We start from the raw sequence: 17,647 nt of genomic DNA on the forward strand, positions 1-17,647 counted from the left end.
ATCTGTGAGGCTGTCTTAATAGTTTTTAAATTATAAAGCATTCACTTTAGCTGCTAGATTGGATTTTTTGCGAGCTGCAGTGTTTTTATGAAGTATACCTTTGGAGGCTGCTTTATCAATTACGCTAGTAGCATGAACAAGTGCTTGTTTAGCTTCTTCTACTGCGCCTGCTTGAACAGCTTCAACGGTTTTACGAGCTGCTGTACGGATTTTAGATTTTACAGCGGCATTTTTCGCACGACGTTCAGCATCCGTTTTTACGCTTCTAATACTGGATTTAATATTTGGCAATTGAGTCACCTCCTTAAATTCGTTTCTTATACCTGAATGATTATATCACACAGCATATTGATACGCAAGAACTTTTACAGAGGAAGACTGATTATACTCCTTAATCTATAACATGGATTTTATGAGAGCCTTAATGCTCTATATGATATAATAAATGATAGAATTAAGTGAGGTGTATTATGAAACAATTAATGATCATAGATGGCAGCAGTTTATTATTTCGTGCGTTTTTTGCATTGCCTCCGTTGAGTTCCGCATTGGGAACGCCTACCAATGCGGTTTACGGTTTTTTGACGATGCTTATCAAGCTGTATGAAGAAATTAAACCGGATTATGTGGCGGTAGCTTTTGATAAGGGACGTCAAACATTCAGAACTGAATTGTACAGCGATTATAAAGGGAATCGTCCCGATGCACCGGAGGATTTGCGGCCTCAGTTCAGCCTTATTCAGGATGTTCTGAAAGCACTTGGCATCTGTGTCATTGAAGAAGAAGGCTTTGAAGGTGATGATATTCTCGGATCCTTGAGTAAAAAATTCGGCTCCGATGATTTGGCGGTCAAAATTATCACCGGTGACCGCGATAATTTACAACTCATTACAAAGTACAGTCATGTGCTATTAACGAAGAAGGGCATTTCCGAAATGTTGGAGGTAACTCCGGATAACATGGAGGAACTCTACGGATATGGTCCTGATAAGGTCATCGATATGAAAGCTCTCATGGGGGATTCGTCCGATAATATTCCAGGGGTTCCTGGTGTCGGAGAAAAGACGGCTCTTAAGCTGATCACTGAATACGGCACTCTTGAATCCGTATACGATCATATTGAGGATATTTCCGGTAAAAAATTGAAGGAACGTCTTACAGAAAATAAGGATTTGGCATTTTTGTCCCGTCAACTGGCAACGATTAAAACGGATATGGATTTATCCTATACGGTGGATGATTTTGTGCAGAACTTTCATTCTTCTGAGGTGCAACCTCTGTTTGAGACTCTGGGCTTTACCAAGTTGACACCGCGCATCGTACAGGTTATGGGCGGTGAGTCCGAAGCTTTTGGAGAACCGGGTTCTCTTTTTGCGCCTCAAGAGGAGATTTCTTTGGAAAATCTAGGTGATGCAAAGGATTTAACTGCAGATTACTATGACAAAAAAACGGTAGCGGTTCATGTTATATTGGATGGAAAATCCCCGTTCAGAGTTCCTGCCTCGATTTATCTGTCGAATGGGGATAGGGTTGTAAAAACAGATGACGTTAATGCCGTGCTTCCTGTGTTGAAGGGGGCTGAGACGGTTGTAACTACTCAGGCGAAAGAATTGCTAGAGGCGTTTGACGAGGCTGAACCTGCTCGGATATCTCTGTTTAATGATGACGGTACGGCACGGATTCATGATATATCACTATTGGCATATTTGCTTGATCCGACGCGGACTAATTACGGATATCTGTATTTGACCGAGCGTTTTTCCGTACCGGCTATTGCCAGTGGCAGTGTCGATGTGGAGTGCATATCTATGGTGAAAGCTTTACTTGCCATGAATTCCGGGGCCTGTGATGCCGCTCATAGAGAAAATGTATGGTCCCTATATGAAAGTATAGAATTACCTCTTACCCATACGTTAGTAGTAATGGAAAAGAACGGTATTTATATCGATCCTGAAAAGCTTTCAGAAACAACGGTTCGGTTTAAGGCCGAACTGGAAGCCGTACAGCAGGAGATATATGAACTTGCAGGGGAAACCTTCAATATTAATTCACCGAAACAGTTGGGCGTCATCTTGTTCGAAAAATTAGGATTGCCTGTCATTAAGAAAACGAAGACCGGTTATTCCACAGATGCGGAAGTGCTTGATATGTTGCGTAATGAGAGTCCGATTGTAGAAAAGATTCTCGCGTATCGATCTGTGGCAAAACTGGTATCTACCTATTTAGAAGGCCTTGCGGTATTAATTAATGAAAAGACGCATCGTATTCACACCAGCTTTAACCAGATGGTGACGGCTACAGGTCGCTTGAGTTCATCGGATCCGAATTTACAAAATATTCCGGTTCGTACGGAAAAAGGACGTGAGATTCGAGCTCTGTTCTATCCGGGGACGGACTATGACACATTGGTGAGTGCCGATTATTCCCAGATCGAATTGCGTATTTTAGCCCATCTATCCGGTGATAAGGCGTTAATTCAGGCTTTCAAGGACGGTAAGGATATTCACCGTTTTACGGCGGCGGAGGTGCTCGGAAAGGCACAGGAAGATGTGACAAGCGAAGAACGTTCTCATGCAAAAGCGGTTAATTTCGGTATCATCTACGGAATTTCCGATTTCGGTTTGTCCAGAGATCTCGGTATAACCCGGGCGGAAGCAAAAAATTATATCGAATTGTATTTCAGCCGGTATCCGAAGGTTAAGGAATACATGGACCGTATGGTGCAAGAGGCCCATGAAACAGGTAAAGTTCGTACTATGTTCGGCCGTCAACGGGAATTGCCGGATATTAACAGCCGAAATTTTAATCGTCGTTCCTTTGCGGAGCGCACGGCTATGAATACACCGATTCAAGGGACGGCGGCGGATATCATTAAAATCGCTATGAATCAGGTGGAACAAAAGCTGGAAGAAAAAAATTTCGTATCGCGGCTATTGTTGCAGGTTCATGACGAACTCGTGCTGGAAGCGGTAAATTCCGAACTTGATGCGGTAAAAGAATTATTGCGCAGCATTATGGAGAACGTTGTGGAACTAGAGGTACCCCTCATTGTGGATGTGCATAGTGCGGAAAATTGGGCCTTGGTGAAGTAAAAGGGAAATCATATGAAAAAAATCGGCTTAACCGGAGGTATTGCGTCCGGTAAAAGCACAGTTTTATCATTTTTTAAGAAGCGTGGTATTCCTTATGTAGATGCGGATGTGGTAGCTCGGGAAGTGGTGGAAGCGGGAACGAAAGGGCTAGAAGCCATAGTTGAGCATTTCGGTAGCACGGTACTGCATAAGGATGGCACTTTGAATCGTGAAATTCTGGGAAATATCGTTTTTCATGATAATTCGAAACGTGATGTATTGAATCATTGCTTAAAACAATATATTCGAGCGCGTATCATGGAGCTTACCGAAGAGTACGAAGCGAAGCGGATGCCTGTACTCATTTATGATATTCCTCTTCTAATCGAGGGGGAATGGTATACTATGATGGATGAGGTATGGCTCGTTTATGTAAACGAAACAACGCAGGTGCAGCGTTTGATGGAACGTAATGGATATTCTCGGAGTGATGCGATGGCTCGTATTCACAGTCAAATGAAACTTGACGACAAGAGGTCTTATGCGACTATAATTATAGATAATAACGGAGCACCTCATGAGTTAGAGAAACAACTGCAATCTATATGGTCTACTCGGATAGAACCTGTTTTAAAGCCATTTGAGTGATTGATTTGAACGATAGAAGGGGGATTTATGAAACGCACAACAGCAACGGCGTTATCATGCGTCATTTTGGGCTGGTTTTATTTTACCCATCTTGACGATTTTGTAGAGCGCCAGTTTGTATATCCCTTTGACTATCGGGAGGAGGTTATGGCCGCCGCTGAAAAAGAAGATGTATCTCCCGCGTTAGTGGCTAGTGTGATTCTTGCTGAAAGCAAGTATAGAAATACGGCGGAATCCGAAACAGGTGCTCTCGGATTGATGCAGCTCATGCCGGAGACGGCACGCTGGATAGCGGAGCAGGTGGGACATGGTAACTATACCGACAGGCAATTAAAGGAACCGGTAACGAATATCGAATTAGGAACCTGGTATTTAGCACACCTGTTAAAAGATTTTAACGGCGATGAAGTGATGGCTTTAGCCGCATATAATGCGGGGCGCGGGCATGTTGAAGCATGGTTACAGGAAAATAAATGGAACGGGATGGTTGATACCATACCATTTCCTGAAACGCGAAGCTATGTAAAGGCCGTATTACAATATCAAGAAAGGTATGAAGCTTTATATGGACCAGATTATTGAATCCTGTAAGGACTTGGATTACTCCTGGTTACCTCAGACCGTGGGGGATTTTTCCTTGTCCGTTACGGGGCCTGATGCTTGTACTGCTATACAGAAACGTATCGCTGCAGGTGAAAAGGTAATGACTGTGCCCCTTTTTCATTATGAAAATACACTAGGATGGCGTTGGTGCGCCCTCTATGATAAAGAGGTGGAGGACTATACGGTACATGTGGAGTTACCGCTTTTTTCTTTTGTAGATATATCCTTTGTTCGTGCAGACCTTGATTCGTTCTGGTCAGGCTTACAGGAACGCTGTGTAAAAGGGCTAACGAATATGCTCGTAAATCCGTCAGAAAATTTTACGTTCACCTATAAACGTCGCGGTATTCCTACATGGGATTTTTCAGAGGTTATGTCTGATGAACTGGAAGGTTTTGTGCGCGATGTAGATCCTGCACATGCTATTCGTATGATTAACGGATCCTTTATCATCGGTGAATATCGCAAGATGGATGAATGTACGGGGCTGCTACTGTATTATAATGAACTGCGTGATGAGTTCTTTGCTGAACTGCGATATAAAAACTATCCGGAAATCGATCACCATTTAGATGCAAAGAATTTAGATGATTTGAGTTCGTTGTTGCGGAAATATCTTCAGATTGTATTGCATGAGCTCAATGAGCGCAGTTTACAAGAACCCGTGTAAGCATATCGGGTCGATTACAAATTTGATACATTTGAGAAGGAATCTGGAAAATTTTTCTTTCAATACCCGAAATCAGGGGACAATTTGTATATATATAGTAAATATGATATACTATATATGACTTTTATATAAATCTGTTAAAAGAGTGGGCGTATGTCCACTCTTTCATTTATGATTAGCACTCTTGAGTAGAAATACCTTAACTAAAAATATATGGATTGTAGTAAGTAGTAAATTGTTAGGAGGCGATGGCTATGAAAAGAGAGGCGGTAGAGGAATTTGTTTCCTCTGTAGTTGAAGGCATTATAGCCGGCACCGATATGGAATTAGTCGATGTGGACTATGTTCGCGAAAGGGACTGGTATCTGCGCGTCTACATTGATAAACCCGGTGGTGTGGATTTGGACGATTGCCAAGGGGTAAGCGAAAAATTAAGTGCAGTCCTCGATGAGAAGGATCCGATTAAGGAAAACTATTTATTGGAGGTATCCTCTCCAGGTCTTGATCGGGTATTAAAAAAGGACAAGGATTTAGTTCGTTATAACGGCCGTGATGTGGATATTCAGCTATTTAAACCGATTAACGGCAGCAAACAATATATGGGCGCGGTACAAGGTTTTACGGATACAACTATCGATTTTACAATCAATGGTGAAAGCATTTCATTCGAACGGTCTGCTATTGCACAAATTCGATTACATCTTGATTTTTAATACATGGAGGCATACGAGTGAGTCAAGAATTAATTCAAGCGGTGATGGTGCTTACAAAGCAAAAAGGTTTTGCTCCCGAGGTTATTTTCGAGTCTTTGGAGGCTGCATTATTACAGGCGTATCGCAAAGAACCTACATCTAATCCTGATGCATACGTTGTGATTGACCGTGAAAGCGGCGATTATAAGGTAATGGCAAAAAAACAAGTCGTTGAAACTGTAGAGTTGCCGGAAACAGAAATCAGTTTATCGGATGCCCGAAAAAAGGATAAGCGTTTTGAAATCGGCGATATCGTTGAGGTGAATGTAACACCCGCCAATTTCGGACGTAGTGCTGCACATACGGCAAAACAGATGCTTATTCAACGATTGAAGGAAGCGGAACGAAGTGTAGTTTACGAAGAATATTACAGCCGTGAAGGTGATATTATCACCGGTGTTATTACACGTGTTGAAGGTAAGAATGTATTTATCGACCTCGGTAAGACAGAAGCGATTTTACCGCCTACAGAGCAAATTGCAACGGAAACCTATCGCGAGGGCGACCGTATCAAATGTTACATTGTAGAGGTTAAGAAGACGACAAAAGGTCCTCAAATCATGATTTCCCGTACACATCCTGGATTGTTAAAACGACTGTTTGAGTTAGAAGTACCGGAAATTTATGAAGGTGTGGTAGAGCTTAAATCCGTTGCACGTGAACCGGGGATGCGTTCTAAAATCGCCGTGTACAGCCGTGATGAAAACATCGACCCTGTAGGTTCCTGTGTAGGGCCGAAGGGACAACGTGTACAACACATTGTAGATGAACTTCATGATGAAAAAATCGATATCGTTAAATGGGATGAGGATCCGGCGATTTATATCGCCAACTCGTTAAGTCCTGCAAAGGTCGTATCCGTAGATGTGAGCGAAGAGGAAAAATCCTCCTATGTGGTGGTGCCGGATTACCAATTGTCCTTAGCAATCGGCAAGGCCGGTCAAAATGCAAGGCTTGCAGCAAAATTAACGAATTGGAAAATCGATATTAAGAGTGAAACACAGGCGGCAGAGGATCCTTTCACGGGATTCGGTACTGCTGAGGATGGTGAATAGTCATGAAACAGAAATCCCAACCTATGCGTACCTGTGTAGGCTGTGGTGAGTCCAAGGTAAAACGGGAACTAATTCGCGTGGCCTTGAGTCCGGATGGCGTTATCAGCATTGACCGCACCGGTAAAGCACCGGGACGAGGCGCTTATCTATGTTCATCCGTTTCCTGTTTTGAGCAGGCCTATAAGGCAAAACGATTGGAGCGATCGTTAAAACATAGTGTATCTCAAGAGATATACGAACAACTTCGACGTGATTTTCAAGAGACCGAGTAATCACTGGATAAGATATTATGAATGAAGATAAAATTTTAAATCTCTTAGGATTAGCACAACGAGCAGGTAAGGTGATTTCCGGTAATTTTATCGTGGAAAAAGCCATTAAGAGAAAGGAGCCCAAGTTGGTTCTTCTCGCAGGTGACTGTGCATCCAACAATGAAAAGAAATATATACAATTAGCAGATATACATCATATCCCGCTTTGCAGTATTGCCACGAAAGAGGCTTTAGGTACGGCCATTGGCAAGGATGTTCGGGTAGTGGTAGCCGTATTGGATGATGGATTTGCAAAAGCATTATTAAAAGAGATTGATCGATAATAAGGGGGTATGCAGATGTCCAAAAAACGTGTCCATGAAATTGCCAAGGAGTTTGGCATAGAAAGCAAGCAGGTCATTTCTATCTTGCAACAACATAATTTTAAAGTTACTACAGCTGTCAATTCTGTTGATGAGACAGGATATGACATTGTAAAAAAACAGTTAAGCAAGAAGGATGGTGCAGCATCTAAGACTGTACATAAAGCACCTGCTAAAACGGCTGAACATAAACAGGCGTCTAAGTCTCAAAAATCAGAGTCTGTAAGTCATAAACAAGAGCAAAAAAAGTCGGACAACAAAACGCAAGAGTCGAAAAAGCAGGAGCATAAAAAACAAGCGACACAGAAAACAGAACAACCCAAACGTGATGATCATAAGCGAAGTAATGTGCGTCATGTACAAATAAGTGAACCTACGCGCAAATCTAATGGTAATCAATCTGCCGGAGACCGTCCCCACAATCGTTCTAATAACCGCAACAACGACAATCGTAACAACGATAATCGAAATAAGGATAACCGTAATAGCGGTCGTTCTCACGATGTTCGTAATAATGATAGTCGCAATAACGATAATCGTAATAACCGCAATGATGATCGTCGTAACAAGAAGAATAAAAAAGGCGGTAATAACCGTCCGCAATCCTTGTTATCCACATCTATGCAGAAGAAAAAAAATCGCGTAAAGCATCGTAATGAACAATACTTGCAACAGAAAGCGGAAGCTGAACGTAAGGCGGAAGCGGCTATCGCTACGGAAATCGAATTGAGCGGTTCTTTAACGGTTAAAGAATTAGCTGAAAAAATGGGCCGTGAAGTATCTGAAATCATTAAAAAGTTGATGCTTTTAGGTGTTATGGCCAGTATTAACCAGGAGGTAGATGTCGATACGGCTACTATCGTGGCCGAGGAATTCGGCGTTACCGTAACAGAAGTGGAACCGGAAGAGGATCCAACGGATGTTATCGAGATTGAAGATGCACCGGAAACATTGAAACCTCGTCCTCCTGTTGTAACAATCATGGGTCACGTTGACCATGGCAAAACATCGTTGCTTGATGTTATTCGTCAAACAAATGTAACGGCAGGCGAAGCGGGCGGTATCACACAGCATATCGGTGCATATCAGGTACGTTACAAGGATAATAAGATTACATTCCTTGATACACCGGGGCATGAAGCTTTCACAGCGATGCGTTTGCGCGGTGCAAAGTCCACGGATATCGCCGTTCTTGTCGTTGCCGCGGATGACGGTGTTATGCCTCAAACTATCGAAGCTATCAACCACGCAAGATCTGCCGAAGTGCCTATTATCGTTGCCATCAATAAGATGGATAAACCGGGTGCAAATCCTGACCATGTAAAACAACAGCTGTCTGAACATGGTCTCTTGCCTGAAGAATGGGGCGGAGATGTAATTATGGTGCCGGTTTCTGCAAAGCAGAAGCAAGGTATTGATGACTTGCTTGAAAACATCCTGCTCGTTGCAGAGGTGATGGAATTAAAGGCCAATCCTAATCGTAAAGCGTACGGTGTCGTTATCGAGGCTCAACTTGATAAGGGCCGCGGTGCCGTTTGTACAGTTTTAGTACAAAAAGGCTCCCTTCGTGTAGGCGATACGGTGCTTGCGGGTACGGCGTACGGTAAGGTTCGTGCCATGACTAATGAACGTGGTGAAAGGGTAAAAGTAGCCCGTCCTTCCATGCCGGTGGAAATCTTGGGCTTCTCCGAGGTTCCTCAAGCCGGTGAAATCATCAACGGTATGGACGATAATGAAGCACGGGCGATTGCGGAAAAACGTATTGCTAAACAACGTGTTCAGGAATTACAGGCTACACATAAGGTTACATTGGATGACATCTTTAATCAAATTCAACAGGGCGAGTTGAAGGATCTAAATATCATCATCAAAGCCGACGTACAAGGTTCTGTAGAAGCATTGCGTCAATCTTTGGAAGCAATTAAAAATCCAGAGGTTCGCATCGTTATCGTTCATGCCGCAGTAGGTGCTATTAACGAATCCGATATTATGCTTGCATCCGCATCCAATGCGATTGTAATGGGCTTTAATGTACGCCCTGATGCAAACGTTCGCCGTGCGGCTGAACAGGAAAAGGTCGACTTACGTACGTATCGTGTAATTTATGATGCCATTAATGACGTTGAATCCGCTATGCGCGGTATGCTGGCACCTCAATTTAAAGAGGTTGTCGTAGGTCGTGCGGAAGTGCGTCAGGTTATTTCCACACCGAAGGCTATCGTTGCGGGCTCCTATGTAACGGAAGGTCGTATTACAAATGACTCTGAAGTACGTTTGATTCGTGACGGCATCGTTGTATTTGAAGGTAAGGTCGATTCCTTACGCCGATTCAAAGATGAAGTTAAGGAAGTAAAAACATCCTTCGAATGCGGTATTTCTCTTGAAGGGTATCGTGATATCAAGGAAGGCGACGTTATCGAAGCATACTTGATGGAAGAAATTGCACCTCAACTTTAGGAGGTTATTATGAGTGACGTTCGTGTCAGAAAATTACAGGAATTTATCAAACAAGAGGTAAGTCAAATGCTGATGCGCGGATTAAAAGATCCTCGCATCGGTTTCACTACCGTTACAGATGTGCACGTGACGGGTGATTTACGAGAAGCTACTATTTACGTCAGCCTGTTTGGTTCCGATAAGGAAAAAGAAGATACTCTTATCGCATTAAAGCATGCATCAGGCCATATTCGTACCGAACTTGGAAAGGTACTTAAATTGCGCCATATTCCTACGATTACTTTTGATAAGGATACATCGCTGGATTACAGCATGCGTATCGAATCCCTTTTACATGAGATTAAAAAGGATGAAGAAACAAATTAACACAAAGGATACAGAACATGAGTAAGATTACAATTAATCAATTACATATGGCTCTGTGTGAAGCTAATTCTATTATGCTAACCGTCCATATCCGTCCCGATGGCGATGCTATCGGCTCTATGGTCGCCTTCTATGAAGCCCTTGTAGGGCAAGGCAAAACCGTATATATGGTAGTGGATGATGTAGTACCTGATAAATACACTTTCTTACAGTATACAGATCATATCCACGATGTAGCGTATTTTGAGTCCCATCCTGTGGATATCGATATGCTTATGGTTTTGGATGCTAGCACGTATGAGCGAATTGGCAAAGTAGGTGCACTGTGGAGTGCACCTATTTTTAATATAGACCATCATATTTCCAATTCGGAATTTGCGGATCATCTATACTTAAAGTCTGAGTTTGCTGCTACCGGTGAAATTATTACCGATTTATGTGCAAAATGGAATTGGCCTATTACAGAGTCCATGGGGACCGCTCTCTATATGGCTATTGCCACGGATTGCGGATTCTTTAAATTCAGTAATACCACGGCTAATACGCTGGAAATGGCTGCTAAATGTGTGGCTGCAGGGGCTAGACCTAATGTGATTTCCGAGACGATTGAGGCCGTATCGGCGGAGCGTCTCGCTTTGACGAAACAGATTATGCAGACTATTGAATTTTATAAAAATGATACTGTGGCCACCATCGAATTAAATCGAGAGGTTATGGATATTCTCGGTGACGATACAGACGGTTTTGTGGATATAATCCGCAATGTAGATACGGTGGACATTTCTATTTTGCTGAAAGCCGAGTCGGATGATCGCACGCGTGTGAGCCTGCGATCTAAAGGGGCGGATGTAAACGCAATTGCTGCCCGTTTTGGCGGCGGTGGCCATATCCGTGCTGCCGGCTGTACGATTAATTTGCCATTAACAGAGGTTAAACGTGTATTAATTGAGGCTATTAAATAATGGATGGTATTTTACCGTTTTTAAAACCGCCCGGCATTACCAGTCACGATGCGGTGGCTATATGTCGTCGTATTTTAAAAGAAAAACGCATCGGTCATAGCGGAACGTTAGATCCCATGGCATATGGTGTATTACCCATATTTCTCGGTAAGGCGACTCGTCTCATCGAATACACGGAAGGTTTTGACAAGACCTATGTGGCAGAATGTAAATTTGGCACCTTTACGGATACGGAGGATAGTTCCGGCAGTCCGGTATTACCCGATGCGGAGATGTCTCTTAGAGCAGGGGTTCTCGTAGATGCTCAGACAGGCTCGTCTATCTTAGATGAATCTATTGGTAAGCCTAGTTTTGATGAACTACAAAGCATATTGAAAACCTTTGAAGGCGAGCAGCATCAACGGCCCTCAAAATATTCGGCAATCAAGGTCAACGGTATTCGCGCTTATGAATATGCTCGTAAGGGGATTCCTGTAGAATTGCCGTTACGTCAAATTCATATTAAGCAGATTGAACTCATTGCATATGGATTTCCTTACTTTACAGTTCGTATTACCTGCTCAGGGGGCACGTATATCCGATCCTTGTTACGCGATATATGCATATCTCTTGGAATTCCGGGAATGATGACATCTTTGGCACGTACACAGGTGGGCCCTTTTGATATCTCCATGACCAAGATGGCTGAAGAGCTGATGGTCCATGGTGAAAGTTTACTATTACCGACAGATACGGCGGTTTCCCATCTTTCGCAAGTAGTTGTAAATAGTGTACAATTAAGGATGATGATAGAAGGCAAGGCGTTACCGATCGGTAAAGACTTTGCTTTCACAGAAACAGGTCATCTCTATAGAGCCTATGGACCTCACGGGTTTATAGGTATTATGAAGCGAACAGACCACACATTGAAGGTGGATAAAAATATTTTTATTAAAGGATGAGTATGAAGCAAATACATTCGTTTGATGAATTGCGCCAAATCAAAGATAGAAAAGTATATGCCTTGGGTACCTTTGACGGCATTCATAGAGGTCATCAGCGAGTTATATATAAGGCTGTGCAAGAGGCTAAATCAGCACAGGCGGTGAGTATAATTGTCACATTTGAATGTCATCCGTTGACCATTTTACATCCGGATAAAGTGCCGAAGTTACTGGTTCAGCAGGATGTTATGGACGATATTTTATCGGCTATGAATGTGGACTATGTTTTACGGTTACCTATGACGGCAGGTTTATTGCGTGTCACGGCGGAGGAGTTCCTTAAAATTCTATGCAAGAATATGAATGTAGCCGCAATCGTAATGGGTGAAAATTTTACTTTTGGCGCGCAGGGATTGGGAAATCCTTCCTATATACGGCAAACTTTAGAATCTACGGATATCCGTGTTTTGGTACAGCCGCTATTACCTTGCGATTCTTTGGAGAAACCGATTTCCAGTACGGAAATTCGAAAGGCGATTCAAGAAGGGCGTATGGAGGATGCCACAAAGTGGCTGGGTCGACCGTATCAATTCAAGGGAACCGTAATTAAAGGTGATCAACGGGGACGGACGTTGGGATTTCCTACGTTAAACTTGTTATTGCCTGATGAAATGGCGATTCCGCCCGATGGTGTTTATGCAAATCGTGTACGTATTGATGGTAAATGGTATAACGGGGTCGGCAATATCGGAGATAATCCGACCTTTAAGAATCAATATCATCGATGTGAGGTTCATGTATTTGACTTTGATCGGGATGTATATGGACAAAGTGTTATTGTTCAATTTATTGCGTATATACGGTCAGAGATTAAATTCGGCCATTTGCAGGATTTAATCGATCAGATGAAAGTCGATGAAGAGAAAGCGTTGCGTATTTTGACTGACGCGTGAGGATAGAGGGTGTTCTAATGGATATTAAAGAAGCTCGTAAAAAAATTGATAGCATAGATACCGTATTGGTTAAAGAATTTGAAAAACGGTTGAACCTGATAAAGGAAATCGGGAAGTATAAGGATGAGCATCACTTGCCGCTTATCGATGAAGAGCGTGATGAAGATATCATTGCTTTGCACAAGGATCTTTGTAAGGATGAAAATTTGTCGCCATATGTGAAAAATTATTTAAAAACTGTTGTATCCATGAGTAACGAGTTTTTGAAAGAGCATATGCATAAACATATTTTCCTTATCGGTATGCCCGGCGCAGGCAAGACGACGGTCGGAAAAATGCTGGCAAAGGAATTGGGGCGTGATTTTTATGATTTGGATCAGACCATTCAAGATAAGGTCGGTAAATCGGTGCAGAATATTTTTATTTACGATGGTAAGGATGCTTTCAGTAAGTATGAATATTCCACGATTAAAGAACTGATCCGGAATAAACCGTCGGTGATAGCGACCGGTGGCGGTACGGTTACCTATGATAAAACGGTTAAACTCATGCGAAATAACGGGTTGGTTGTATTCGTGAATCGCGATGTCAATCATATTCTGGATGATTTGGATTTGGAAATCAGACCTCTTGTAAAGGAAAGTATCGAGTACATTTTCAATGTTTATGAAGAACGGTATCCTTTATATGAACAGGTTGCGCATATTAAAATCGGTAATGAAGGCAGTATTACCGATGCGGTACAAGAAATTATTGAAGCTTTGCCGAATACGGAGAAATAATGGACGCCATACGGGGAGTTGTATACCGAACTATATATGAAAACACACAGCGCACATATTGTGTGTTTATATTGAAAGATTATAATGAGGAATACATTACTTGTACGGGTAAGTTCGAATCTCCTAAGGAAGGCGAGGATATCGAAGTTCGCGGTCGATATGTGGAGCATGCGAAATACGGTTTTCAGTTTGATGCGTTCAGTATAGAAAAATTGAAACCCGATAACATGGGGGCCGCTAAATTATACCTGATGAATCTCGGCATCAAAGGCTTCGGTGAAAAATCTGTTGAAAAGATATTAGATTATTTCGGTACTCGGATCTTAGAGGTATTGCGCGAAGAACGACCGGAGGAAATCAAGGAGGTACCGGGGCTGAGACAAAGCGTTAAGGATGAACTTTTTAATACCTTATTGGGGGAAGGCATCTTAGCGGATTTGAATCATTTCTTTGAAAGTCATCATATTTCATCGAAATGGAGTCGTACCGTTTATACATACTATGGGGTACAAGCCGTCGATGTAATCAAGGATAATCCGTACACATTGCTTCGTGTTGCTCAAGATATGATCTTCGGAACGGCAGATACGCTGGCTGAAAATCTTGGAATTACTGGTAGCGATATGCGACGACTGGAGGCCGGTCTTGAATGGATTTTGCGGAATCTCGATAATCAGGGCCATACATGTTTACCGGTGGACCAGCTTATCGGTCGCATGGATGATCTGTTACAAACAGATGTAGATGATATTGCTGATTTTATTGAATCCTTATTGGAACAAGGGGCCCTCTACAGCACCTATCATGACGATATTCTCTATATCTATCCGCCTCAGATGTATGTAGCCGAAGTGGAAGGCGCTAATTATACGCGTGACTTTTTACTGGAAGCTGACCCTATATCGCTTGATATACAGGATTTTATCAATCGATTTGAACAGGAGAATCATATTACTTTTGGTGATGCTCAGAAGGAAGCCATCAAACTATCCTTTTTTGAAAAATTTTCTCTTATCACAGGTGGACCGGGTACAGGTAAAACAACGATTATCAAGGCTCTGGTGAAAGGTTTTCAATTAGGCGGTTTGGGGCGTATCATTCTCTGTGCACCGACCGGGCGTGCTGCTAAGCGCCTGACGGAGGCGACAGAGTTTGAAGCGACTACGATTCATCGTTTATTGGTACCCGTCCAGGGGAGTGATTCATATGATTTCACGAAGAATGAAGATGATCCTCTCGAGATTGATGTTATCATTATAGATGAAGCCTCCATGTTGAATGTGCGTTTATTTTATTCTCTCATGGCGGCTATTCCTAGGGAGGCTCATGTCATTATTGTGGGCGATGTGGATCAGTTGCCGCCCATAGGTGCTGGTTTTGTTCTTAAGGATTTGCTTGACAGTGATTGCGTGCCCTATACAAGGCTAAATCAGATTTATCGCCAGAACTCTGGTAATACAATTGTCGACAGTGCTTATGCTATTAATCGGGGCGATATGCCTAAACTCGATGGTAATGGTGATGAATTTTCTTTTATCCCTGTAAACTCTTATGATGCGCTGATGAAAGTTATCATTGATGTGTATAAGCGTGAGCAGGAGAATATAGAGGATGAACTGGATATTCAGATTATTTCTCCCATGCGCCGAGGTGAAGCAGGGAGTACACGTATATCACAATATGTACAGCAAGCATTGAATCCTCCTGACAGTCATAAGGGTGAGGTTCGTGTTAATGGTATTACATACCGCGTCGGAGATAAGGTTATTCAGATTTTGAATAACTATGATTTGGACATATTTAATGGTGAAATCGGCATTATTTATGCCATTACGAGAACGGATATTTGCATCCGTTTTATCCATAAGGAAGTGCGTCTTTCTATCGATGATGCACATATGATTATGCCTGCCTATGCGATCACGGTCCATAAGAGTCAAGGCAGTGAATATGGTGTGGTGATTATTCCTTTTGTACCTCGATACGGCGGTATGTTGCAGAGAAATTTATTATATACCGCTGTAACACGTGCTAAGCGTAAGGTTATCATCGTCGGCACAACGAGCGCTATTGATCGTGCGGTTCATACGGTAAATGCTGATGAACGGTATACATTATTTAAGGAACGTATACAAGGGAGCTGTGATTCGTAATGAGTTTATGGGATTTCTTATTTCCTCCTACATGTCCGCATTGCGGTGCTGAGGTAGCATCACAAGGGGATTGGTGTGAATCCTGTTTTACCGAACTTTTACATATTCGCCATGTACCGAATAAGTTTTTACATCATTTAGATGATGTATGCATATTGGCCGACTACAAGGGCGGTATGAAGTCCATGATATATGATGTCAAATTCAACGAAAAAAAGGAGCAGTCCAAAGGGGCTGCTCCTTTTCTAGTATCGTACAACTTTTACATGCACAGAAAATTTAATAGTGTTACTGTAAACTCGTATGTATTTGATTATATTGTTCCTGTTCCATCCGGTGCGGCTAAGAGAGAACAACGAGGATATAACCAGGTAGATCTGTTTTTTAAACCTTGGGCGGATGCATTACATCATATGTATCCTGCATATTTTAAGTGGTTTGATTGCCTTTACAAATTTGATACAGAACGTGATATGTGGAGTCTGACACATAAAGAACGGCAAGCTAATATTAACGATGCTTTCATGATGCATTGTGATTATGATGATGTTAATCTGGAAGGAAAGAGAATTCTTATTGTGGATGATATTTATACTACCGGTGCCACCTTGGAGGCGGTAGCTAAAATATTGCGATTAAAGAGGCCAAAAAAATTAGAAGCCCTTACACTTGCCAGTGGGAGCTTCTAATGATAGTTCATAAATTATTTGTATCTTAAATTAGCACATTAACTATAAGATTTGAAGTTATGTTTTAGTCTAGAGCATAGACCTTTAGACTAAGACATAATTTTATCCTAGGACATCGATAAAGGCCTTCACCACATCGGGATCAAAGAGAGAGCCTGATGCACTGAAGAGTTCTTCTTTTGCTTTCGCCTTGGTCTTTGCCCAAAATTCGGTGGATGGATTAACCGTCGTGTCATAATAATCAGCAACGGCGATAATACGGGCGCCTAATGGAATATTAGCGCCGCGTAAATGCTTCGGATATCCGGAGCCATCCCATTTTTCGTGATGATAGCGAATATAGGGCAAGATCTGCTGGCAACATGGATAGTTTTCAATCATGTTGGCACCGCTTGCAGCATGTTGTTTATATTTGGACATTTCTTGTTTGTTCAGATATGGACACTTTTGTATAAGTGCATTAGGTACCATTAAGAGACCTACATCGTGGAGTAAGGCGGCATGACGAATTTGCTCAATTTCATTTAGCGGCAATCCCATTTTTGCGGCAATACTGACCGCATAATTGGCAACCTGGATGGAATGCGTATATAGATGATAGCTTTTCATCTGTATCATCTGCAATAATTGTGCACTGATGGCCTCTAGACTATCTTTCTCCAATTCATACAGCCCGGACGGCTGCATTAATGATAACATAAACATAGTAAACCCCTTTACTCACCTACATAATATATTATACATCCCCAAGTATAAATGTTTATATCGTACAACTTTTGGTTCGTTCTTTATTAACAGTATACGTATTATACACCATAAATTTTTTTTTGTGTATGAGACATATGTTCTCCTATGATGCTAGTATTCATATTTATCATACAAAAAATGATTGACTTTTTAAGAATGCAATAAGAATGGTGCTTTAAAAA

The 17,647-nt window shown here is 42.1% G+C and carries 18 protein-coding genes; 16 read left to right on the top strand and 2 right to left on the bottom strand.

Going from position 1 to position 17,647, the window contains the following annotated elements:
- Window positions 1-30: 30 nt before the first annotated feature.
- Window positions 31-291, bottom strand: coding sequence for a 30S ribosomal protein S20 (gene rpsT, locus VEHSUH05_RS06285; protein ID WP_038114721.1), 261 nt, complete (start codon window positions 289-291; stop codon window positions 31-33).
- 179 nt (window positions 292-470) lie between these two features.
- Between rpsT and polA the strand changes: the two genes are divergently transcribed.
- From polA to VEHSUH05_RS06365, 16 genes are all read left to right on the top strand, one after another.
- Entirely contained in the window at window positions 471-3,092 is a 2,622-nt protein-coding gene (gene polA, locus VEHSUH05_RS06290; RefSeq protein WP_105091074.1) for a DNA polymerase I, read from the top strand.
- A gap of 12 nt (window positions 3,093-3,104) precedes the next feature.
- Window positions 3,105-3,719 carry a dephospho-CoA kinase gene (gene coaE, locus VEHSUH05_RS06295; protein ID WP_105091075.1) on the top strand — a complete coding sequence of 205 codons (615 nt, stop codon included), beginning with the start codon at window positions 3,105-3,107 and terminating at the stop codon, window positions 3,717-3,719.
- Between the two features lie 27 nt (window positions 3,720-3,746).
- On the top strand, window positions 3,747-4,301 hold the full coding sequence (locus tag VEHSUH05_RS06300; protein WP_105091076.1) for a lytic transglycosylase domain-containing protein: 555 nt from the start codon (window positions 3,747-3,749) through the stop codon (window positions 4,299-4,301).
- Entirely contained in the window at window positions 4,285-4,992 is a 708-nt protein-coding gene (locus VEHSUH05_RS06305; protein WP_105091077.1) for a hypothetical protein, read from the top strand. The genes VEHSUH05_RS06300 and VEHSUH05_RS06305 overlap by 17 nt, the downstream gene beginning before the upstream one ends.
- 254 nt (window positions 4,993-5,246) lie before the next feature.
- Window positions 5,247-5,705, top strand: coding sequence for a ribosome maturation factor RimP (locus tag VEHSUH05_RS06310; protein ID WP_054673201.1), 459 nt, complete (start codon window positions 5,247-5,249; stop codon window positions 5,703-5,705).
- Window positions 5,706-5,722: 17 nt separating this feature from the next.
- The gene (nusA, locus tag VEHSUH05_RS06315; RefSeq protein WP_105091078.1) at window positions 5,723-6,799 is read left to right on the top strand and encodes a transcription termination factor NusA; all 1,077 of its coding nucleotides are present in this window, start codon (window positions 5,723-5,725) and stop codon (window positions 6,797-6,799) included.
- Window positions 6,800-6,801: 2 nt separating this feature from the next.
- Window positions 6,802-7,071 (top strand): RNase P modulator RnpM, encoded by a 270-nt coding sequence (gene rnpM / locus VEHSUH05_RS06320; protein WP_038114729.1) that lies wholly within the window; start codon window positions 6,802-6,804, stop codon window positions 7,069-7,071.
- Window positions 7,072-7,088: 17 nt separating this feature from the next.
- Window positions 7,089-7,394: a L7Ae/L30e/S12e/Gadd45 family ribosomal protein gene (locus tag VEHSUH05_RS06325; RefSeq protein ID WP_054673204.1), complete on the top strand. Its 306-nt coding sequence runs from the start codon at window positions 7,089-7,091 to the stop codon at window positions 7,392-7,394.
- A gap of 15 nt (window positions 7,395-7,409) precedes the next feature.
- Window positions 7,410-9,890 (top strand): translation initiation factor IF-2, encoded by a 2,481-nt coding sequence (gene infB, locus VEHSUH05_RS06330; RefSeq protein ID WP_105091079.1) that lies wholly within the window; start codon window positions 7,410-7,412, stop codon window positions 9,888-9,890.
- A gap of 9 nt (window positions 9,891-9,899) precedes the next feature.
- The gene (gene rbfA, locus VEHSUH05_RS06335; RefSeq protein WP_038114735.1) at window positions 9,900-10,256 is read left to right on the top strand and encodes a 30S ribosome-binding factor RbfA; all 357 of its coding nucleotides are present in this window, start codon (window positions 9,900-9,902) and stop codon (window positions 10,254-10,256) included.
- A 17-nt stretch (window positions 10,257-10,273) separates the two neighbouring features.
- A complete protein-coding gene (locus tag VEHSUH05_RS06340; RefSeq protein WP_105091080.1) occupies window positions 10,274-11,218 on the top strand; it encodes a DHH family phosphoesterase in 945 nt (314 codons plus the stop codon).
- Window positions 11,218-12,159, top strand: coding sequence for a tRNA pseudouridine synthase B (locus VEHSUH05_RS06345; protein ID WP_105091081.1), 942 nt, complete (start codon window positions 11,218-11,220; stop codon window positions 12,157-12,159). Before VEHSUH05_RS06340 ends, VEHSUH05_RS06345 begins: the two co-directional genes overlap by 1 nt.
- Before the next feature lie 2 nt (window positions 12,160-12,161).
- Window positions 12,162-13,094 carry a bifunctional riboflavin kinase/FAD synthetase gene (locus VEHSUH05_RS06350; protein ID WP_105091082.1) on the top strand — a complete coding sequence of 311 codons (933 nt, stop codon included), beginning with the start codon at window positions 12,162-12,164 and terminating at the stop codon, window positions 13,092-13,094.
- Window positions 13,095-13,111: 17 nt separating this feature from the next.
- Window positions 13,112-13,876, top strand: a complete 765-nt coding sequence (locus VEHSUH05_RS06355) for a shikimate kinase (protein WP_105091083.1) — start codon at window positions 13,112-13,114, stop codon at window positions 13,874-13,876.
- Window positions 13,876-16,029 carry an SF1B family DNA helicase RecD2 gene (recD2, locus tag VEHSUH05_RS06360; RefSeq protein ID WP_105091084.1) on the top strand — a complete coding sequence of 718 codons (2,154 nt, stop codon included), beginning with the start codon at window positions 13,876-13,878 and terminating at the stop codon, window positions 16,027-16,029. The genes VEHSUH05_RS06355 and recD2 overlap by 1 nt, the downstream gene beginning before the upstream one ends.
- Window positions 16,029-16,718, top strand: a complete 690-nt coding sequence (locus VEHSUH05_RS06365) for a ComF family protein (RefSeq protein ID WP_105091085.1) — start codon at window positions 16,029-16,031, stop codon at window positions 16,716-16,718. Before recD2 ends, VEHSUH05_RS06365 begins: the two co-directional genes overlap by 1 nt.
- A gap of 102 nt (window positions 16,719-16,820) precedes the next feature.
- Here the strand turns inward: VEHSUH05_RS06365 and VEHSUH05_RS06370 are convergent, their stop codons facing one another.
- Window positions 16,821-17,423 carry an HD-GYP domain-containing protein gene (locus VEHSUH05_RS06370; RefSeq protein WP_038114752.1) on the bottom strand — a complete coding sequence of 201 codons (603 nt, stop codon included), beginning with the start codon at window positions 17,421-17,423 and terminating at the stop codon, window positions 16,821-16,823.
- Window positions 17,424-17,647 lie beyond the last annotated feature (224 nt).

It is taken from the genome of Veillonella denticariosi JCM 15641 (assembly GCF_002959855.1).
In the GTDB taxonomy this organism is placed as follows: Bacteria; Bacillota; Negativicutes; order Veillonellales; family Veillonellaceae; genus Veillonella; species Veillonella denticariosi.